Raw genomic sequence first — 18,196 nt, forward strand, 5'->3', positions numbered from 1 at the left:
AGACCGGGTCCTTAAATGATACAGTCGGTGCTCGAGAATTAAACGGGCACGCGCCCCTTGCGGGCTGTCAGCCGTGCGCCAAACGAAAGAGCGCGGACAGCCTGGCTGTCCGCGCTCATTTTTCGGCACAAGCGTCCGGCGGGGAACTGATCCCCGCCTGCACTGATCACTTCTTGGCAGCGGCCTTTTTCGCCGGGGCCTTCTTGGCCGCCGGCTTGGCTTCGGCTTCCTCGGTCTTCTTCGCCGGAGCCTTCTTGGCAGGTGCCTTCTTGGCAGGCGCCTTTTTGGCGGCCGGCTTTTCCTCGGCAGCGGCTTCGGTCTTGGCTTCGGCCTTCTTGGCCGGGGCCTTCTTCTTGGCCGGCGCCTTCTTCGCAGCCGGCGCGGCCTCGGCGGTTTCGTCCGCCTCGATCGCAGCCTGCAGTTCCTCGACCGTCACTTCACGCTCGGTGACGTCGGCCTTGTCGAACAGGAAGTCGACAACCTTGTCTTCGTAAAGCGGCGCGCGCAGCTGGGCGGCGGCCATCGGCTCGGACTGGATATATTCGACGAACCGCTGACGATCCTCGGGGCGGTACTGCGACGCGGCCTGCTGGATCAGCATGGACATTTCCTGCCCGGTCACTTCCACACCATTGGCCTGACCGATTTCCGACAGCAGCAGCCCCAGACGCACGCGGCGTTCGGCGATCGCCTTGTATTCGTCCTTCTCGTCTTCGATCTGCTTGAGCGCAGCGGCCGGATCCTCGTCACGCGCGGCTTCCTGCTGGAGCTGCGCCCAGATCTGGCTGAACTCGGCTTCAACCATGGTGCCCGGCACTTCAAAACTGTGGCCCGCGGCGAGCTGATCGAGCAGCGCGCGCTTCATCTGGGTGCGGGTAAGGCCGGCAGTCTGCTGTTCCAGCTGCGCCTTCATGATTTCCTTGAGCTTGTCGAGGCTGTCGAGGCCCAGGCTCTTGGCGAAATCTTCGTCGATCTTGGTCTCGGTTTCGACCTTCACCGCCTTCACGGTAATGTCGAAGGTCGCTTCCTTGCCGGCAAGATGTTCAGCCTGATAGGCTTCGGGGAAGGTGACGGTGATGGTCTTTTCCTGACCGGTCTTCACACCCACCAGCTGGTCTTCGAAGCCGGGGATGAACGTGCCCGAACCCAGCACCAGCGCGGCGTCTTCCGCCTTGCCGCCGTCGAACTCGACGCCGTCGAGCTTGCCAACGAAGTCGATGATCAGCTGGTCGCCTTCGGCCGCCTTCTTGGTCTTGGCGGCGTCCTTGTAGCTCTTGTTCTGCGAAGCGATGCCGGCCAGCGCCTCGTCGATCTGGGCATCGGTCACCGGAACGACCAGCTTTTCAAGCTTCAGGCCTTCGATGCTGGGCGCTTCGATCGCAGGCAGCACTTCAAGGCTGACGGCAATCTCGGCATCCTTGCCCTGTTCGTAATCTTCGCCCAGCGAAATCTCCGGCTGCATGGCCGGGCGCAGGGCCTCGTTCTTCATCAGCTGGTCGACCGATTCGCGGATGGTGTCGTTTACCACCTGCGCATGCAGCGCCTCGCCGTGCATCTTCTTGACGAGATTGGCCGGAACCTTCCCGGGACGGAAGCCGGGCATGCGCACCTGCGGCGCGATCTTTTTGATCTCGGCATCGATCTTGGCGGCCAGATCGGCGGCCGGGATCGTGATCGAATAGGCGCGCTTGAGCCCTTCGTTGACAGTCTGCTTGGTCTGCATGGGAACTGGTCTTTAGCCTTCTTGAAGAGAATTCCGTAAGGCCGGGCAAGCCAAGCGGCGAATTGGTGCGGGCGAAGGGACTCGAACCCCCACATCTTACGATACCAGAACCTAAATCTGGCGCGTCTACCAATTTCGCCACGCCCGCATGCCCGAACGAAGCCGCGCGGGAAGCATGGCCCCCCGCGCGTATCAGCCGCCGCCCTTATCCCCCTCGCGCCAAAAGGGCAAGCGCAACACGCTTGTCGGGCGGGCAAAGCACCATTAAGGGCGCGCGAATGAGCGAAGAAACCCCCGAGAACCCCGCCGTGACTTCCGGCGCCGACGTCCCGCCCGATCACCTGTCGGTCAATCCGCGCAGCCCGCATTTCGATGCGGAAAAGCTCCAGCGCGGCATCGGCATCCGATTCAAGGACCGCGTGCGCACCGATGTCGAGGAATATTCGATTTCCGAAGGCTGGGTGCGGGTGCAGGCGGGCAAGACGATGGACCGCAAGGGCCAGCCGCTGACCATAAAGCTCACGGGCCCGGTCGAGGCATGGTACGAAGACCTGGGTGACAACCCGCCGGTTGCCAAAAAGGGCTGAAGCCCGCCCACGCTTGCCAAATCGGGGATTTGCGCCCACTTGGCGGCGGATATGTCCGCCCCCAAGAAACCCGAAGTCGTCATCATCGGCCGGCCAAATGTCGGCAAGTCCACGCTGTTCAACCGGCTGGTGGGCAAGAAGCTCGCGCTGGTCGACGATCAGCCGGGGGTGACGCGCGACCGGCGCATGGGCGATGCTGTGATTGCAGGCCTGCACTTTACCATCGTCGACACCGCCGGGTGGGAAGACGAGGACGAATTGAGCCTGCCCGGACGGATGCGCAAGCAGACCGAGGCCAGCCTTGCCGGTGCGGACGCGGCGATCTTCGTGATTGATGCGCGCGCCGGGCTGACTCCGCTGGACGAGGAAATCGCCCGCTATCTGCGCGAGCAGGAAGTGCCGGTGGTGGTGGTCGCCAACAAGGCCGAGGGCAAGGCGGGAGAAAGCGGCGCGATGGAGGCCTACGCTCTGGGCCTTGGCGAACCGCTCGCCATGTCCGCCGAGCATGGTGAGGGGATTGCCGATCTGTTCGGCGGGCTATGGCCGATCATCGGCGCGAAGGCCGAGGAATGGGAAGAAGCGCAGGATGCGGCCCGCGCCGAGGTTGAGGCGATGGACGAGGAAGATCGTCCCTCAGGCCCGCTCAAGCTTGCCATTGTCGGACGGCCCAATGCCGGCAAATCCACGCTTATCAACCGCCTCTTGGGTGAAGACCGCCTGCTGACCGGACCGGAAGCCGGGATCACGCGCGATTCGATCGCGATCGATTGGGAATGGACCGATCCCAAGACAGGCGAGACACGCGAAATCCGCCTGATCGACACGGCGGGCATGCGCAAGAAGCGCAACGTCACCGAAAAGCTGGAAAAGCTTTCGGTGGCCGATGCCCGCCGCGCCGTCGATTTCGCTGAAGTCGTGGTGCTGCTGCTCGATGCGACCCAGGGCCTGGAACATCAGGACCTGAAGATCGCCTCGCTGGTGCTCGAAGAAGGCCGCGCGCTGATGATAGCGATTAACAAGTGGGACGTAGCCGAGGACGCGAGCAAGCTGTTCAACGGTATTCGCGGCGCGCTCGACGAAGGGCTGGCGCAGGTGCGCGGCTTGCCGCTGCTGGCGGTCTCGGCCAAAACCGGCAAGGGACTGGACCAGATGCTTGGCGCAGCATTCGAATTGCGCGACAGCTGGTCGAAACGTGTGCCGACGTCGGCATTGAACCGCTGGTTCGACGATGCGCTCGAAGCGAACCCCCCGCCCGCGCCCGGGGGCAAACGCATCAAGCTGCGCTACATTACTCAGGCAAGCACCCGTCCGCCGCGCTTCGTCATCTTTGGAAGCCGGCTTGACCTGCTGCCCAAGAGTTACGAGCGCTACCTCGTCAATGGCATCCGCGCCAAGCTCGGCTTCGATGCGGTTCCGGTGCGCGTGACGCTCAAATCCCCGAAAAATCCCTACGCCAAAGACTGATGCTGCTCGAAACCCTCGCCGCCGCCGTACAGACGCCCTTCGCGTTCGAGATCATCGAACGCACCGCCTCCACCCCGCGGGTGCAGCAGGTGGTGCAGCTGAGCCTCGCGCCGGCATTCCTGCTTTCGGGCATCGGGGCGATCATGAACGTCATCATGAGCCGGATGATCTGGATCGCCCAGCGGATCGAGAAGATCGAAGATGCCCGCGCGCGGGACCAACAGCCCGATGATTGGCGCGCACCAGAACTCGGATGGCTGAAGCAGCGGCGCAAGCTGGCACAGGGGGCGATCCTGTTTTCGACCGCATCGGCGGTGATCATCAGTCTCGTGATCGGCCTATTGTTCATCTCGGCATACATCACCCTACAAATCGGCACAGTGATCGCTTTGCTGTGGGTACTGACGATGGTGCTGCTGGTCACCGGTCTCGCTTTTTTCCTGCGAGAAACGAGGATGGCAGCACGCGGCGTGCAGCCGGACAAGGACGCCCAGCAGAATTGACGGGCTCCATGTGCAGCGGGCGGAGCATCGCTGCCCCGCCCGCCGTCTTTCGATTCCCTAGCAGGACCTATTTGGTCAACTTCATCTCGCGCAGGATGTAGGTTCCCTGAATCTTGCGGATCCGGTTGTAGAGTTCCAGCACGGTCTTGTTCGACTGGTCGATCTTGGTCTTCCCGTATTCATCGAGGAACTTCATGTAGCGCGCCTTGTTCGGGCCAAGCATCTCGGTGTTGGGAAAGCTCACGCGCAGAACCATGTTGAACTCGTTGTCGCCATAGGGGACGGCATAGATGGCATAGCTCGACACGTAACCGAGCTTCTTCTGCAGCTCGTTGGCGGCCACCCAGGTTGACTTTAGACCTTCGAGATAGGTCTCAAGCTGGCCTTCATCGACCTTCACGAAGGTGAGCTCCACCACTTCGTCCGCAGGCACGTAGTCCTCGTAGAGCTCCATTTGCGCCGCCGCGGGAACGGCAAGCGCCAGCGTCGCCGCTGCGAGGCCGCCGCTGATCGTCTTCATCAATGCTTTCATCGTAAGTTTCCCCCATTGTGTGTTGCCACATGGCATGGGGGATGGGCAGCACAACGCACCCGCGGGCTTGCCGGATCGCTTTCCGAGCTGCCTTTCCCCCAATCGCGAGAGTGGGCAAGCAGGCGCGACGGGTCAAACCCGCGAAGCCGCCGAAAGCGTCAAAAAAACGTCAAATCGCCACCTGGCATGCAGTCATGGCAAAGGGCGACCGGCAATCTTGCTTGCCGGTCGCCCCAGTCAGCTCTTCTGGAGCCCTCGCAAATGCGGAGCGCGACAGGGTTCAGCTTTCGCCTGCCGCCTGACTTTGCAGCTGGCAGTAGTTCTGCAGCCCCATGCGTTCGATCATCTCGAACTGGGTTTCGAGGAAGTCGACATGCTCTTCCTCGTTCTTGAGGATGTCCTCAAAGATCTGGGCCGAAGTGTGATCGCGCACGCTGCGCGAATATTCGGCGGCTTCGCGCAGCAAGGGAATGGCTTCGTGTTCGAGCGCGAGGTCGGCCTTCAACACCTCTTCCACGGTCTCGCCCACCTTCAGCTTGTGGATCGCCTGAAAGTTGGGAAGCGCCTCAAGGAACAGGATGCGTTCGGCCAGCTTGTCGGCGTGCTCCATTTCCTCGATCGATTCGTGACGCTCGTAGGCGGCCAGCTTCTTCATGCCCCAGTTGTCGAGCACGCGATAATGCAGCCAGTACTGGTTGATCGCCGTCAGCTCGTTAGTGAGCGCGGCGTTGAGAAAATCGATAACCTTGGGATCGCCCTTCATGGCGGGGTTGCTCCTTGCGAAATGTCAAAGCCGGTAGGCGGCAATGCGTTACTGATAGACGCTGCCGGGGCCTGTCCGCAAGGGTTGGGTCAGAAATTTTCTTTGTGAATCAGCGGTTTGCGAAGGGTTCGCAATCGCGGGTGGGGATGCTTATACTGCGAGTACGTCGCAGAAAGCAGCAGCGCGTTCTTCTTCGATAATTTCCTGGGCTTCCTCAAGGCATTGGCCGCAATTGGGCCGCTTGCCGAGGCAGGCATAAGTCGCTTCGGCGTCGCCGTCACAGGTCAGTGCGGCTTTCCGCAAATCACTCTCACGGATGGCGTTGCAAATACAGATGTACATGGTCGCTCGAATCACTCCTGCGAAGCGTTTGCAAAAGCGAATGTATGCGAATTATTCTCAATAACAAGGAGGAAAATTATTTCCTCAGCGGAAATACCTGCCGGTAGGTCAGGCAGCGCCACAGCCATTCGAGCGGTCCGTAGCGATAGCGCTCCAACCACGGCTTCGACCACGCCAGCATGAGCACCCATGCCAATGCCACCACGATATAGAGCTGCGGGCGGTTCAATTCGCCGAACAGCCCCAGCGCCCAGCCCTGGAACACGAACATCATCAAGATCGAAGTACCGAGGTAATTGGTGAAGGCCGCCCGGCCTGCAGCGCGGATCCGTTCCCCCAGCCAACCGGTCGCGGACGGGGAATAGACGACCAGCAATGCCGCCAGACCCAGCACCATCCAAAGCCGCGGCAAGGGGCTCCAGCCTACGAAAGCGGCGAGCGTGCCGTAATAGCTGAAACCGTCGGCGCGCATCGCCAGTCCGATCAACAAGTGCGCCAGCCCGCCGAGAATCACCGCTGCCCAGCCCCAGCGCAGCATCTTGCCGCGATCGAACCCCCCACTGAAAAAGCCCATCCGGTAGAGCGCCATGCCGAGCAACATCAACGGGAAGGTCTCGAATCCGAACAGCAGCGCATTGCCGAGCGGCTCGCTCCACTGCTCGGTCAGGCGGTGCATCACCAGCGTGGCGTAATCGCCCGATGCCAGTGCTGCGTTGGGTACCGCACTGTGGGCCAGGGTCTGTTCGATTGCGGCGATCATTTCAGCGCGGGCGCCTGCCAGCTCCGGGCTGTCTCCCAGCGGCGTTTGGACAATCGCCCACGGCGCGGTCATGGCGACGGCGTAGAAGATCACCCCGAGCATGTAACCGCCCAGTCCGACCGCCAGCTGCGTCTTCACGCGCCAACCGACACAGGCCAGCACGAGAAAGCCGAACAGCGCGTAATAGAACAGGATGTCGCCCGGCCAGATGAAGAAGAAATGGATCATTCCGAAGATCATCAGAATGAACAGCCGCCAGGCCTGAAGCTTGCGGGTGGCACCCCGAGCCCAGGCTTTCTCCATGAACAGGTAGACACCCGCGCCGAACAACAGCGTGAACAGCCCGCGCATCTTTCCGTCGATCAGAATGAATTGCGCGATCCACATCCACCCGCCCGGATCGCCCGGATCGACCTTGAAGGCGGCGGGGTACATGTAAGCGTCGAACGGCTGACCGAAGGCGACGATATTGGCGGAAAGAATGCCCATCACCGCCAACCCGCGGATGAAATCGAGCGTGTCGATCCGCTCGCCCGCAGCAACCGGAGCGACCGGCGCCTGATCGTCGCTGAAAACCGCCTGCGCCACGGGCGCGCTTACCGTATTGTCCATGGCTGATCCCCCCGCCTGATTGCGCGGGCAGTCTAGCAAATCATAGCTTTATGGGAAGCGCACCTTGTCGGGGCGCGCAGGCGTTGGTGGATTGGCCTAACCCTGCCCCATGACCAGACAGGCCTGCCCTTGCCGCTTCAGGCTGGCGCAGGCACGCGCGGCATCGGCCTCGCTGGCGAATCCGGTCGCGAGCAAGCGGGTTAAGCGGCCGCTGGTGAGGAGGGTTTTCTCGGTTCCGGCAAGCACGGGATTTTCCGAAAGCTGCTTCCAGAGCCGGTCGGCATTGCCGGCGACGCCGAAGGCACCCAGTTGCACGCGCCATTTACCGCCGACCCGCAGGGGCCGCGAGGCACGCTCGGCAGGTGCAGGTACAGCTGCCGCAGCGGGAGCTTGTGCGACGGCGACGCGCGCCGGAGCTGGCGAAGGCGCCGGTGCCGTAAACACCGCCGGCTGCGAAGCAACGGTTGCAGGTGCTGGCTGGCCCGCACCCAGTTCCGCAGCGGCTAGCTCGGCGGAACGCGCGGCTTGCGCCTCGCTCTCCAGCTTGCGGGCGAGGGATTGCGCCTGCTGGCGCTGCACCAGCGGAACATAAACGTCCATCTGCGCGAGAGCATCGCCCGCCTGCGGCAGCCCCTGCCCCTGCGCCAGAGTCATCAGCGCATAGGCACGAACCCAGTCGCGCGGGGCGTAATCGGCATTGAAGTGCGATAGGCCCAGAACATATTGTGCGCGCGGATCGCCGCGATCGGCGGCAGCGCGAATCAGCGGCATTGCCTTTTCCTGTTCGCCTTCCTGGAACAGCATCAGCCCGTAATTGTCGGCCGCCTTCACATGCCCGCGGCGCGAAGCTTCGTCATAAAGCTGGCGGGCGCGAGCACTGTCAGCCTCGACCCCGCGTCCGAGACGATAGGCCTGTGCGAGATTGAACAGGGCATCGGCATCGCCTTCAGCGGCCGGGCCTTGCCACTCGGCCACGGCGCGTACGAAGTCGCCTTCGGTCCAGGCATCAACCCCGGCCTTGACGTCGGCCAGCACCGGCCCGGCGGCCAGCGCCAGCAACGCCGCTCCTGCAGCCGCTTTCGTTCCTGCCAAATTCCAACCCATAACGCGCCTCGCATCCCCATGCGGTTTCGGTGGCGCTTTCTTAAGCACAATAGGGTTAGCAAACCCTTGCCGCCCTGCCGGCACTTAATCCGCTGGGCAGAGGCGTTGATCCCGGCCGGTTCGGCGGTTGCCGCGAATTATGACAGCGTCACCCATGTTAACCCAAAATTAGGGGTATCCTGCGATCCCCTCCTTATCCAGCCGCAAGTCGGGGTCGCAATGGGGTGGCCCGCAGCGGAACAATACCAGGGGGACCCAGGCGTTGCGTGTACTCGCTTTGGCATCGCAGAAAGGCGGATCGGGCAAGACGACCCTGTCCGGACATCTCGCCGTTCAGGCCCAACGTGCGGGCGCTGGCCCGGTCGTGTTGATCGACATCGACCCGCAAGGCTCGCTGGCGGACTGGTGGAACGAGCGCGAGGCGGAATATCCCGCCTTCGCCCAGACCACGGTATCGCGGCTCGCCAATGACTTGCAGGTGCTGCGGCAGCAGGGCTTCAAGCTGGCCGTGATCGATACCCCGCCCGCAATCACCATGGCCATCCAGTCGGTGATCTCGGTCGCCGAACTCATCGTTGTGCCGACCCGCCCCAGTCCGCATGATCTGCGCGCCGTCGGCGCCACGGTCGACCTGTGCGAACGCGCGGGCAAGCCGCTGGTGTTCGTCGTCAACGCCGCCACACCGAAGGCCAAGATCACGTCGGAAGCCGCAGTCGCGCTGTCGCAGCACGGCACGGTCGCACCGATCACCCTGCATCACCGCACCGATTTCGCCGCGTCGATGATCGACGGACGCACTGTGATGGAAGTCGATCCCGAAGGCCGCAGCGCCGCCGAGATCGGCGCGCTGTGGCGCTACATCGCGGACCGGCTCGAAAAGAATTTCCGCCGCACCGTGTTCGCACCCACTCCCAATGGTGCGGCGCAGTTGGGCGGCGTGCAGCGTCCTGCCGGCGGCTTCGGTCGCCGGGTGGCGCAGTAAGCGCGGAAAAAGGGAACAAGGGCGATGTCCGAACCCGGTTTTGCCTCGCTCGGCCCCACCTTGCTCGCGCGCAAGGGCGGCGCCAAGCCTGCCATGCGTCCGCAGCTTGCGCCGCTCGTCAATGACGAGGCGGAACTTGCCGCACTGGCAGACGAACAGCTCGAGGATCTCGGCTGGAACGACATGGGCTCTGACGAGCATGGCGAAAGCCATGGCGAAATCAGTGCCGATGTGGTGCCGATCAATGCAGGCGTGGCCTCCCCAGACGGAGCAGCCTCGCACAGCCCGATAGTGCGCCGGCAGCAGCGCCGCCTCGAAGAGCGCGTGCTCGCGGACGCGGTTATGACGGGGCCGGAGGACGAGACCGACGAGCCGTTCGAAAGCTACGCGGACGACGGCGAATCGATTTACGATCTTGATGCCGAAGAAGCCGGCAGGCCCGAATCGCAGGACAGCCCCGCCCCGGCAGCGAAGGCCGTGCCGGCCCAGGCTGCTGCGGTGCGCAAGCCAGCACGCAATAGCGAGCGCCGCGCCGCCTTCACGTTGAGGCTCGACTCCGAACGCCATCTCAAATTGCGCCTTGCCGCGACCATGCAGGGCGTCAGCGCGCAGGTGCTGCTCACCGAAGCGCTCGACCGGCTGCTGGAGGACTTCGACGATCTCGACGTCATCGCCGCCCACCTCAAGCGCCACTGACACCAACGCAAGACGACCGAAGCGAATCAGCAGGATCAAATCAGGGGACCAAGATCATGGACCACAGCACCAAGACCGGCTTCACCGCACCGCGCCTCGCGCTGGCCGTTACCACCGCGCTCGCCGGACTGGCGCTTGCCGGATGCAGCACTTCGGGGGCGCCCCGCGCCGACCTATCGTTCTCCGATGCGCAGACTGCGCTGGCGAAGGGGCAAACCGACAAGGCAATTGCCCATGCCGAAGCTGCCGTGCTGGCCGAACCGCGCAACCCGGGCTACCGCGCACTGCTGGGTGCAGCCTATCTCGAGGCCGGACGCTTCCAGTCGGCGGCAACCAGCTTTGGCGATGCACTGGATCTTGGCGATGAAGACCCGCGCACGGTGCTGAGCTTCGCGCTCGCCAAGACCGCGACGGGCGAAGGTCGTGCGGCGGTGCAGGTGCTGGACGAATATGCCCGTGTGATCGATCCGGCCGATCTCGGTCTTGCCTATGCGCTGGCCGGTCAGCCGGAGCGCGGCGTGCATGTGCTGGTCAATGCGGTGCGTGACAGCGCAGAGGCGACCCCCAAGCTGCGCCAGAACCTTGCCTACACCTATGCGCTCGCGGGCAACTGGCGCGCGGCGCGGGTCATGGCTGCGGAAGACGTGCCCGCCGATCAGCTCGATGCGCGCCTGACCGAATGGGCAACCATTGCCGCACCCGAACATTTCCAGCAACGCGTCGCGGCAATGCTCGACGTGACGCCGCGCGTGGATGCGGGCCAGCCGCAGCGTCTGGCGCTGGCGAACTACCCGGCCGCCGCAGTGCTGGTGGCAGAATCGGCTGCGCAGGCCGAAGTGCCCGCGGTCGCACAAGCCGCGCCCGCACCGGTGGCGGCAGAAGCCGCGCCGACGGCGACCCCGAAGCCTAGCGTGGCTGAGGCTTTCGCCGCCCCGGCGCCTGCCGCAGCACCGGCTCCTGCCCGCACGGCCGCCGTGCGATTCGTCTCCAACCCGGTGGTGCAGAAGCTGCCGGAACGCAGCGCAACCCCTGCGCCTCGCGTCGCCGCCGCCTCGCAGCGCCGCATGGCCGCCACTGCCGCCCCCGCACCTGTCGCGAGCGACAAGGCCGCCAATACCCATCTCGTCCAGCTTGGGGCCTATGACAGCAAGATCGAGGCCGAACGCGGCTGGACTGTGCTCAAGCGCAAGTTCCCGCAGCTGAAGGATCACGACGTCGTCATCACCGAAGCGGTGGTCGATGGTCGCACCTTCTGGCGCGTCGCAGCGGCGGGCTTCGGCCCGAAGAGCGCACGCAGCATGTGCGGCACCGTCAAGTCGAGCGGACGCGGCTGCTTCGCCTATGCCAAGGTGAACCCGCCCGCGGGCGCCGTCGACAGCGGCGTGCGCTTGGCAGCCAATACGCGCCGCTAACCCGTTTCATCCGACGAAAGAGATTGCTCCCGGACGGCCATCGCCTTCCGGGAGTTTTCTTATGCGCCGAGCTTGACCCCGCCCTTCCACAGGCCGAGCACGCGCCCTTGCGCGCCCTGACGATCGAACGGGGTGTTGTCGGCGGTGGCTTCCATCTTGCGGCGATCAATTATCCACGGCGCATCCGGGTCGATCAACGCGATGTCGGCCTCCAGTCCTTCAGCCAGTTCGCCGGCCGGCACGCCAAGCAGGCGTGCAGGGTTACGGGCGACCAGATCGAAGGCGCGGGACGTATCGATTACGCCGTCGCGAACCAGATTGAGAATCATCGCCAGCAGGGTTTCGGCCCCCGCCATGCCCGGTGCGGCATCGGCAAACGGCAGGCGCTTGTCTTCCGGCCCGCGCGGATCGTGGCCGCTGGCAATCACGTCCACCGTACCGTCGGCGATCGCGGCCCGCGCTGCCTGACGGTCCTCCTCGCTGCGCAAGGGCGGGGAGAGACGGAAAAAGGTGCGGTAATCGACGGTCGCGAGGTCCGACAGCATGAAATGGGCAGGCGTAATCCCGCATGTCACCGCCACTCCGCGGGCCTTGGCTGCCCGGACCAGTTCAAAGCCCTGCGCCGTCGTCACCTGCCGGAAATGAAGCTTCGCCCCCGCCAGTTCCGCCAAAGCAATATCGCGTGCAATCGCCAGATCTTCGGCTTCCGCGGGAGCGGAGGGCAGGCCCAGCCGTGTCGCAATCTCGCCTGCGGTTGCCACCGCGCTGCCTGCCAGACCGGCATCCTCGGCATGGGTCACAACCACCAGATCGAGCATCGCGGCATATTGCAGCAGCCGCAGCATCACCCCCGAATCCGCGATCCAGCGCCGCCCGGTGGCAATCCCGCGCGCACCCGCCTGCTGCATAAGCGCGAGTTCAGCCAGCTCCGTACCTTCGAGCCCGCGTGTCGCAGCCGCGAGCGGGTGGACCCACAGATCGGGCTTCCCGCTCTTGGCGATAAAGCCGACCCGGCTCGGCAGATCGAGCGGGGGTGACTGGTCGGGCATCAGCGCCGCGCGCGTGATCCCGCCGAAATGGAACGCGGGCTTGTCGACAGCAAACACGCCCAGATCGACCAGCCCCGGCGCGACCAACTTGCCGCGTGCGTCGATCACCTCGTCGCCGTCCAACGCCCGCGCATCAGCGCCGATTGCGGCGATAGTCCCGTCCACGCAGCGAATCGCACCCGGCACCACGCCTTGCGAGGTCACCAGCTGCGCGTTGATGATGGTGAAAGGCCGCGCCTGCTTCATGCCCAGCCCTCCACGCCCCGCGCCTCGCGCGTCAGGATATCAAGGCAGGCCATGCGGATCGCCACGCCCATCTCCACCTGACGGGTAATCAGCGAACGGCCCGCCATGTCCGCCACTTCGCTGTCGATCTCCACCCCCCGATTCATCGGCCCGGGATGCATTACCAGCGCATCGGGCCGGGCAAGCGCCAGCCGATCCGTCGTCAGACCGTAGAGATGGCGATATTCGCGCGCCGAGGGAATGAACTGCCCGCTCATCCGTTCGGATTGGAGCCGCAGCATCATCACCACATCCGCCCCTTCGAGCGCCGCGTCGAAGCGGTGGAACACGCTCACGCCCATCGCCTCGACCCCGGCAGGCATCAGCGCAGGCGGCGCGCAGACCCGCACGTTCGCCCCCAGCACGGTCAGGCACAGGATATTGGAACGCGCAACGCGGCTGTGCAGGATGTCGCCGCAGATCACCACGTTGAGGCCGGTGAAATCCTCCGCGTTCTCCCCGCGCTCGCGCAAGGCATGGCGCAAGGTTAGCGCATCTAGCAACGCCTGCGTCGGGTGTTCATGCTGGCCGTCACCGGCATTGAGCACCGGACAATCGACTTTGTCGGCAATCAGCCCGGTCGCCCCCGAAGATCCGTGCCGGATCACAATCGCGTCGGCGCGCATCGCATTAAGGGTGATGGCGGTGTCGATCAGCGTCTCGCCCTTCTTCACCGAGCTTTGCGCCGCGTGCATGTTGACCACGTCGGCCCCCAACCGCTTGCCCGCGATCTCGAAGGACAGCAGCGTGCGCGTCGAATTCTCGAAGAAGGCGTTGATGATGGTCAGGCCCGACAAAAGGTCGGTATGCTTGCTGCGCTGACGGTTGAGCTGAACCCATTGTTCGGCTTCGTGCAGGAGATAGAGAACCTCGTGCCGTTCAAGTTGGCCAATGCCGGTCAGATCGCGGTGGGGAAAGGCCATGCGCCCTGCCGGAAAACGCCCTGTCGGCGCTGGATGTTCGCTCGCACTCATTAAAGCAATGCCCTTAGTCGAGCGCCATGCGCTGCTCAACCCGGTTTCCCATGGAAGTTGCCGTGCAAACCCCCTAGATCGGCAGAACTGACGAAAAAGGGGCATTTGATGAGTTTTGTCGGCAAGGTCTGGAAGGTTCTGGTCGGGGTCAAGGATGCCCTGGTGCTGCTGTTCATGCTGCTGTTCTTTGTGGCGCTGTTCGGCATCCTGTCGGCCCGCCCCAGCCCCGGTCAGGTGCGCGAAGGCGCCTTGCTGATCGACCTGTCGGGCTTCGTGGTGGAAGAAAAATCGGTCATCGACCCGCTTACTGCGCTGCTGAGCCGCTCTGCGCCGATCGAGGAATACCGCGCCCGCGACATCGTGCGCGCACTGGATGCCGCTGCAACCGACGAACGGATCAAGGCGGTGGTGATCGACATGACCACCTTCATGGGCGGCGGGCAGGTCCACCTGACCGAAATCGGCGAGGCAATGGACCGGGTCCGCGCCGCAAAGAAACCGGTGCTGACCTTTGCGCTCGGCTATGCCGACGATCACATGTTGCTAGCCTCGCACGCCAGCGAGGTCTGGCTCGATCCGCAGGGCGCGGCACTGGTGACCGGTCCGGGTGGCAGCTTCCTCTATTTTGCGGACCTGCTGCAAAAACTCGGCGTGAATGCGCGGGTCTATCGCGTCGGCGAATACAAGTCGGCGACCGAACCCTATGTCCGCAACTCGATGTCGCCCGAGGCGCGCGAGAATATCGGCGGAGTCTACGGCGCGCTGTGGGAGGAATGGCAGGCCAAAGTCAAGAAGGCCCGCCCCAAGGCCGATCTGGCACTGGTAACAGGCGATACAGCAGGCTGGATCGCATCGGGCAACGGCGACCTTGCTGACGCCGCGCTCAAGGCCGGACTGGTCGACAAGCTTGGCGACCGCACGCAGTTCGGGACGCGGGTGGCAGAAATTGTGGGCAAGGATAGCTGGAACAAAAAGCCCGGCGCCTTCGCGGCAAGCGAACTTACCCCCTTTCTGGCCGATATAGGCCCCGAGCGGGACGGCAAGAAGATCGGCGTCGTCACCATCGCGGGTGAAATCGTCGATGGCGAGGCCGGTCCCGGCACTGCCGGCGGCAAGCGGATCGCAGACCTGCTCGACGGGGCGCTCGACGATGATCTGGCGGCGCTGGTGGTGCGGGTCGATTCGCCCGGCGGTTCGGCCACCGCTTCCGAAGAGATCCGCCGCGCGATCCAGCGCTACCGCGACCGCAATATCCCGGTGGCGGTGTCCTTCGCCAATGTCGCGGCGAGCGGCGGCTACTGGGTAGCCACCTCCAGCGACCGGATCTTCGCACAGCCCGAAACCATCACCGGTTCGATCGGGGTGTTCGCTGTCCTGCCGAGTTTCGAACGGGCAGCGGCGAAGATCGGCCTCAACTCTGATGGCTATCGCACCACGCCGCTGGCCGGCCAGCCCGATATCGTTGGCGGCTTCTCGCCCGAGATCGATGCCGTGCTGCAGGCAGGCGTGGCATCGACCTACCGCGACTTCCTTGCGCGGGTTTCCAAAGCGCGCGGCCTCAGCGTGGAGAAGGTCGACGCCATCGGACAGGGCCGGGTTTGGGACGGCGGCACAGCGCGCCAGAACGGGCTGGTCGACCAGTTCGGCGGGTTGGAGGATGCACTGGCCTGGGCTGCCGGCAAGGCAGGACTCGAACAGGGCAAATGGCATCCGGTGTTCCTCGGCGCCGAGACGGATAATTACGATCCGTTGATACGCCGCCTGTTGACCAACGCAGTTGCACCGGCGAGCGCGCTGCCTGCCCGAGACGGTTTTGCCCTCGTCGCCCGCCGCCAGAACGAACTCTCTGTGCGCCTAGCCCGCGATGTCGAACGACTGACGGGTGTCACGGGCGTGCAGGCCTTCTGCCTCGAATGTCCGGGACGGCCGGTCGCACCCGCGTCGCGCACCGAAGGACCGAGCGGCTTGGCTGCATTGGCAAAGCTGCTGCTCGCGGACTGAGCGGGTACGGCAAAAAGTCGGAACGCCGGGCGCTACCAGTGCTTGCCAAGCGCCGACGGGCACAGTAAAGGCGCGCCCCTGTCCGGGCCGCACGGCCTAAACGGACGGGCGCGTAGCTCAGCGGTAGAGCACACCCTTCACACGGGTGGGGTCACAGGTTCAATCCCTGTCGCGCCCACCATCTTTTCAATCACTTGAGAAAGATGGTGCCGGTTTTCATAAGAGAACATGAAAAACGCGGTGTGAGCACGCACCAATCAACCCAAGATGATTTTCTCTGGCAACGATATTGTTGCGCCGCATTTCCTTCATTCTGCGTCGATTTTCTCCGGCTCAGAACCCACCCAATCGGCTTATGATCGAAGCTGGCAGCGCAAAAAGCGGATGAACTCGTAGCTCGTGGACACCTCAGGCTCCGACAAACACCGCTGCCCAGCAACAACAGTCATTTTCCCTGCACCGCTAGAAGGCCCGAGCTTCATCCAGATGAAGAACGCAAAGGGGCGCGCCGCCCAGAAAAGCTTGGAACTTGTGAGACATGGGACTGATCTTTGACCTAATCCTCTCGCGAAGAGATGAAACTCCGAAGGCCAAAATCAAGGGCGAATTTGGTTCGATTCCATGCAAGCATCCAAAACTAGGGTCCGGACTCATTAGAGCCACCATGTGACGAAGGCGGCGATGGCGATGGTTGCCATGAAGGTCTTGATGTTGCGGTCGAACCGAGTTGCTACGCGGCGCCAGTCCTTGAACCGGCAGAACATGCGCTCGACGACGTTGCGCTGGCGGTAGATCTGCCGGTCGTGCTCGACTTGGATCTTGCGGTTGGACTTTGAGGGGATGACGGGCGTGGTGCCGCGCTCGATCAGCCAAGAGCGCAAGGCGTTGCTGTCGTAGCCTTTGTCAGCGACCAGATAGTCCGAGGGCGGCACGGCATTGATCGCCAAGATCGCGACCTTTGCGTCGTGCGTGTTGCCGGGCGTTAGCAGGAGGACGTAGGGACGGCCCTTCTCGTCGCAGATAGCATGGAGCTTGGTGTTCCTTCCGCCTTTGGTGATGCCGATACCATGAGCCAAGCCCCCCCTTTTGCGCCGCCAGCAGTGCGGTGGACCTTGATGCACGAGCTGTCGATGAACAGCTTCGATGGCACGCCGTCGATCCCGGAAAGATCGGCCAAGATGCGCTCCCAAACGCCGCGCTCGGCCCAGCGCCGGAAGCGGTTGTAGAGAGTCTTATTGGGGCCGTAGACGTGTTCGGGACAATCGCCCCAACGAACGCCGCTTTTAAGCGCATGGACAATGCCGGAGAGCACCCGCCGATTATCGACCCTCGGCATCCTGCGCGTATCCTGCGGTAGGAGCGGCTCAATCCGCGCCCACTGCTCATCAGAAAACCAGAAGAAATCCGCCATCTGCCATGCCTCCTCACTGGAAACACATGAATCACATCCCGGCGCTGCTGGGAATCCTGTTTATGGGTCCGGACCCTAGATGCCATTGAAAAGTTACGCGCCAAAGCTGACGGTACCCCGGAAGAGGGTGACGTCACAGCGATCGGGGCAATTCTAGTCGCCCAGCCAATCGGCTGTGATCTCGCCCCTGTGCCCTTCCGGTGCTAGCGCGGCGCGCAGTGCCCCCAGCAGCGGCGGCAGTCCCTGCGTGAAGGCGTAGGGCGGGTTGATGATGAACAGGCCGGCGCCGTTATAGAGTCCGGGCTGATCGGCATCATAGAGCCAATGCTCCACTGTGAGGAACTTTGGGATGCCAAGCCTGCCGAGCTTGTCCTTCCACCGCAGATGCGCCGCCCGGTCTTTCAGCGGATACCAGATCACCGTGACGCCATGTGCCCATTTGCGGTGCGCGGCGGCGAGGGTGGCGGTGATACGGGCACGCTCGTCGGTCTGCTCGTAGGGCGGATCGACCACAACCACGCCGCGCGGCGATTTTGTCGGCAGTAGTGCCAGCCATAGCTCGTAGGCGTCGCGCTCATGCACGGCAGCGGGCGTGCCGCGCATCGCACTGCGCAGAGAGCGGGCGTCCTCCGGGTGTTTTTCATTGAGGATCAACAAATCCTGCCCTCGCAGGAGTTGCGACAGAATGTGCGGGCTTCCGGGATAGAGGCGCGGCCCCCTCCCTGCGTTCATCCCTTCATTCACTGCCATCACGGCTGTGCGGTAGTCGTCCAGCAGGGGGTTCGGATCGGCAAAGGCGCGCAGCACGCCTCCGGCGGCCTCTCCGGTGCGCTGGGCTTCGTTACCCTCGAGATCATAAATCCCGCAGCCGGCATGGGTGTCGATCAGGGTCAGCGCGCTCTCCTTGATCTGCAAGGCCCGCACGAGGGCGATCAGCAGAGCGTGCTTCACGACATCGGCGCTATTGCCGGCATGGAAGGAGTGGCGATAATTCAT

Annotated in this window: 17 protein-coding genes and 2 tRNA genes; 8 read left to right on the forward strand and 11 right to left on the reverse strand. The window is 63.7% G+C overall.

All coding sequences use genetic code 11. The annotated features are described in order from the left end of the window. Positions 1 to 166: 166 nt before the first annotated feature. Complete coding sequence (gene tig, locus OIK40_RS06870) at positions 167 to 1,723, reverse strand: trigger factor (RefSeq protein WP_273677286.1); 1,557 nt, start codon at positions 1,721 to 1,723, stop codon at positions 167 to 169. A 63-nt stretch (positions 1,724 to 1,786) separates the two neighbouring features. Continuing rightward, positions 1,787 to 1,871 (reverse strand) — tRNA-Leu (locus OIK40_RS06875). Between the two features lie 130 nt (positions 1,872 to 2,001). Here OIK40_RS06875 and OIK40_RS06880 point away from each other — a divergent pair. Genes OIK40_RS06880 through OIK40_RS06890 form a run of 3 tightly spaced genes read left to right on the forward strand, consistent with a single transcriptional unit; the run spans position 2,002 to position 4,277 of the window. Next, positions 2,002 to 2,310 (forward strand): DUF3297 family protein, encoded by a 309-nt coding sequence (locus OIK40_RS06880; protein WP_273677287.1) that lies wholly within the window; start codon positions 2,002 to 2,004, stop codon positions 2,308 to 2,310. Positions 2,311 to 2,361: 51 nt separating this feature from the next. After that, on the forward strand, positions 2,362 to 3,774 hold the full coding sequence (gene der, locus OIK40_RS06885) for a ribosome biogenesis GTPase Der (protein WP_273677288.1): 1,413 nt from the start codon (positions 2,362 to 2,364) through the stop codon (positions 3,772 to 3,774). Next, positions 3,774 to 4,277 (forward strand): DUF2721 domain-containing protein, encoded by a 504-nt coding sequence (locus OIK40_RS06890; RefSeq protein ID WP_273677290.1) that lies wholly within the window; start codon positions 3,774 to 3,776, stop codon positions 4,275 to 4,277. Before der ends, OIK40_RS06890 begins: the two co-directional genes overlap by 1 nt. Positions 4,278 to 4,344: 67 nt before the next feature. Here OIK40_RS06890 and OIK40_RS06895 read toward each other — a convergent pair whose 3' ends face one another. From OIK40_RS06895 to OIK40_RS06915, 5 genes are all read right to left on the reverse strand, one after another. Further along, on the reverse strand, positions 4,345 to 4,809 hold the full coding sequence (locus tag OIK40_RS06895) for a hypothetical protein (RefSeq protein ID WP_273677292.1): 465 nt from the start codon (positions 4,807 to 4,809) through the stop codon (positions 4,345 to 4,347). Between the two features lie 280 nt (positions 4,810 to 5,089). Continuing rightward, a complete protein-coding gene (gene bfr, locus OIK40_RS06900; RefSeq protein WP_273677293.1) occupies positions 5,090 to 5,572 on the reverse strand; it encodes a bacterioferritin in 483 nt (160 codons plus the stop codon). Between the two features lie 150 nt (positions 5,573 to 5,722). After that, positions 5,723 to 5,914, reverse strand: coding sequence for a (2Fe-2S)-binding protein (locus tag OIK40_RS06905; RefSeq protein ID WP_273677295.1), 192 nt, complete (start codon positions 5,912 to 5,914; stop codon positions 5,723 to 5,725). Positions 5,915 to 5,990: 76 nt separating this feature from the next. Beyond that, on the reverse strand, positions 5,991 to 7,286 hold the full coding sequence (locus tag OIK40_RS06910) for a DUF418 domain-containing protein (protein ID WP_273677296.1): 1,296 nt from the start codon (positions 7,284 to 7,286) through the stop codon (positions 5,991 to 5,993). Between the two features lie 96 nt (positions 7,287 to 7,382). Then, positions 7,383 to 8,378, reverse strand: coding sequence for an SPOR domain-containing protein (locus tag OIK40_RS06915; protein ID WP_273677298.1), 996 nt, complete (start codon positions 8,376 to 8,378; stop codon positions 7,383 to 7,385). Positions 8,379 to 8,652: 274 nt separating this feature from the next. Between OIK40_RS06915 and OIK40_RS06920 the strand changes: the two genes are divergently transcribed. Genes OIK40_RS06920 through OIK40_RS06930 form a run of 3 tightly spaced genes read left to right on the forward strand, consistent with a single transcriptional unit; the run spans position 8,653 to position 11,480 of the window. Then, on the forward strand, positions 8,653 to 9,372 hold the full coding sequence (locus OIK40_RS06920; protein WP_273677300.1) for an AAA family ATPase: 720 nt from the start codon (positions 8,653 to 8,655) through the stop codon (positions 9,370 to 9,372). A gap of 24 nt (positions 9,373 to 9,396) precedes the next feature. Further along, a complete protein-coding gene (locus OIK40_RS06925) occupies positions 9,397 to 10,068 on the forward strand; it encodes a hypothetical protein (protein ID WP_273677302.1) in 672 nt (223 codons plus the stop codon). Positions 10,069 to 10,124: 56 nt separating this feature from the next. Beyond that, positions 10,125 to 11,480: a tetratricopeptide repeat protein gene (locus tag OIK40_RS06930; RefSeq protein WP_273677304.1), complete on the forward strand. Its 1,356-nt coding sequence runs from the start codon at positions 10,125 to 10,127 to the stop codon at positions 11,478 to 11,480. 59 nt (positions 11,481 to 11,539) lie between these two features. On the opposite strand, the gene OIK40_RS06935 is transcribed toward OIK40_RS06930, so the two are convergent. Both OIK40_RS06935 and OIK40_RS06940 read right to left on the reverse strand, forming a co-directional pair. Next, complete coding sequence (locus OIK40_RS06935; protein WP_273677306.1) at positions 11,540 to 12,775, reverse strand: dihydroorotase; 1,236 nt, start codon at positions 12,773 to 12,775, stop codon at positions 11,540 to 11,542. After that, on the reverse strand, positions 12,772 to 13,788 hold the full coding sequence (locus OIK40_RS06940; protein WP_273677308.1) for an aspartate carbamoyltransferase catalytic subunit: 1,017 nt from the start codon (positions 13,786 to 13,788) through the stop codon (positions 12,772 to 12,774). Before OIK40_RS06940 ends, OIK40_RS06935 begins: the two co-directional genes overlap by 4 nt. 108 nt (positions 13,789 to 13,896) lie before the next feature. On the opposite strand from OIK40_RS06940, the gene sppA reads away from it, so the two are divergent. Both sppA and OIK40_RS06950 read left to right on the forward strand, forming a co-directional pair. Continuing rightward, the gene (gene sppA / locus OIK40_RS06945; protein WP_273677310.1) at positions 13,897 to 15,789 is read left to right on the forward strand and encodes a signal peptide peptidase SppA; all 1,893 of its coding nucleotides are present in this window, start codon (positions 13,897 to 13,899) and stop codon (positions 15,787 to 15,789) included. Positions 15,790 to 15,895: 106 nt separating this feature from the next. Beyond that, positions 15,896 to 15,970: transfer RNA gene (locus OIK40_RS06950), tRNA-Val, on the forward strand. Between the two features lie 472 nt (positions 15,971 to 16,442). On the opposite strand, the gene OIK40_RS06955 is transcribed toward OIK40_RS06950, so the two are convergent. Beyond that, a protein-coding gene (locus tag OIK40_RS06955; RefSeq protein ID WP_273677311.1) for an IS5 family transposase occupies positions 16,443 to 17,200 on the reverse strand; the annotation gives its coding sequence in 2 pieces (ribosomal slippage) (positions 16,443 to 16,864 and positions 16,864 to 17,200; 759 coding nt in all). Between the two features lie 153 nt (positions 17,201 to 17,353). After that, on the reverse strand, positions 17,354 to 18,196 hold the full coding sequence (locus tag OIK40_RS06960; RefSeq protein ID WP_273677313.1) for a 23S rRNA (adenine(2030)-N(6))-methyltransferase RlmJ: 843 nt from the start codon (positions 18,194 to 18,196) through the stop codon (positions 17,354 to 17,356).

Source organism: Erythrobacter fulvus (assembly GCF_028595285.1).
GTDB classification, from domain to species: Bacteria; Pseudomonadota; Alphaproteobacteria; order Sphingomonadales; family Sphingomonadaceae; genus Erythrobacter; species Erythrobacter fulvus.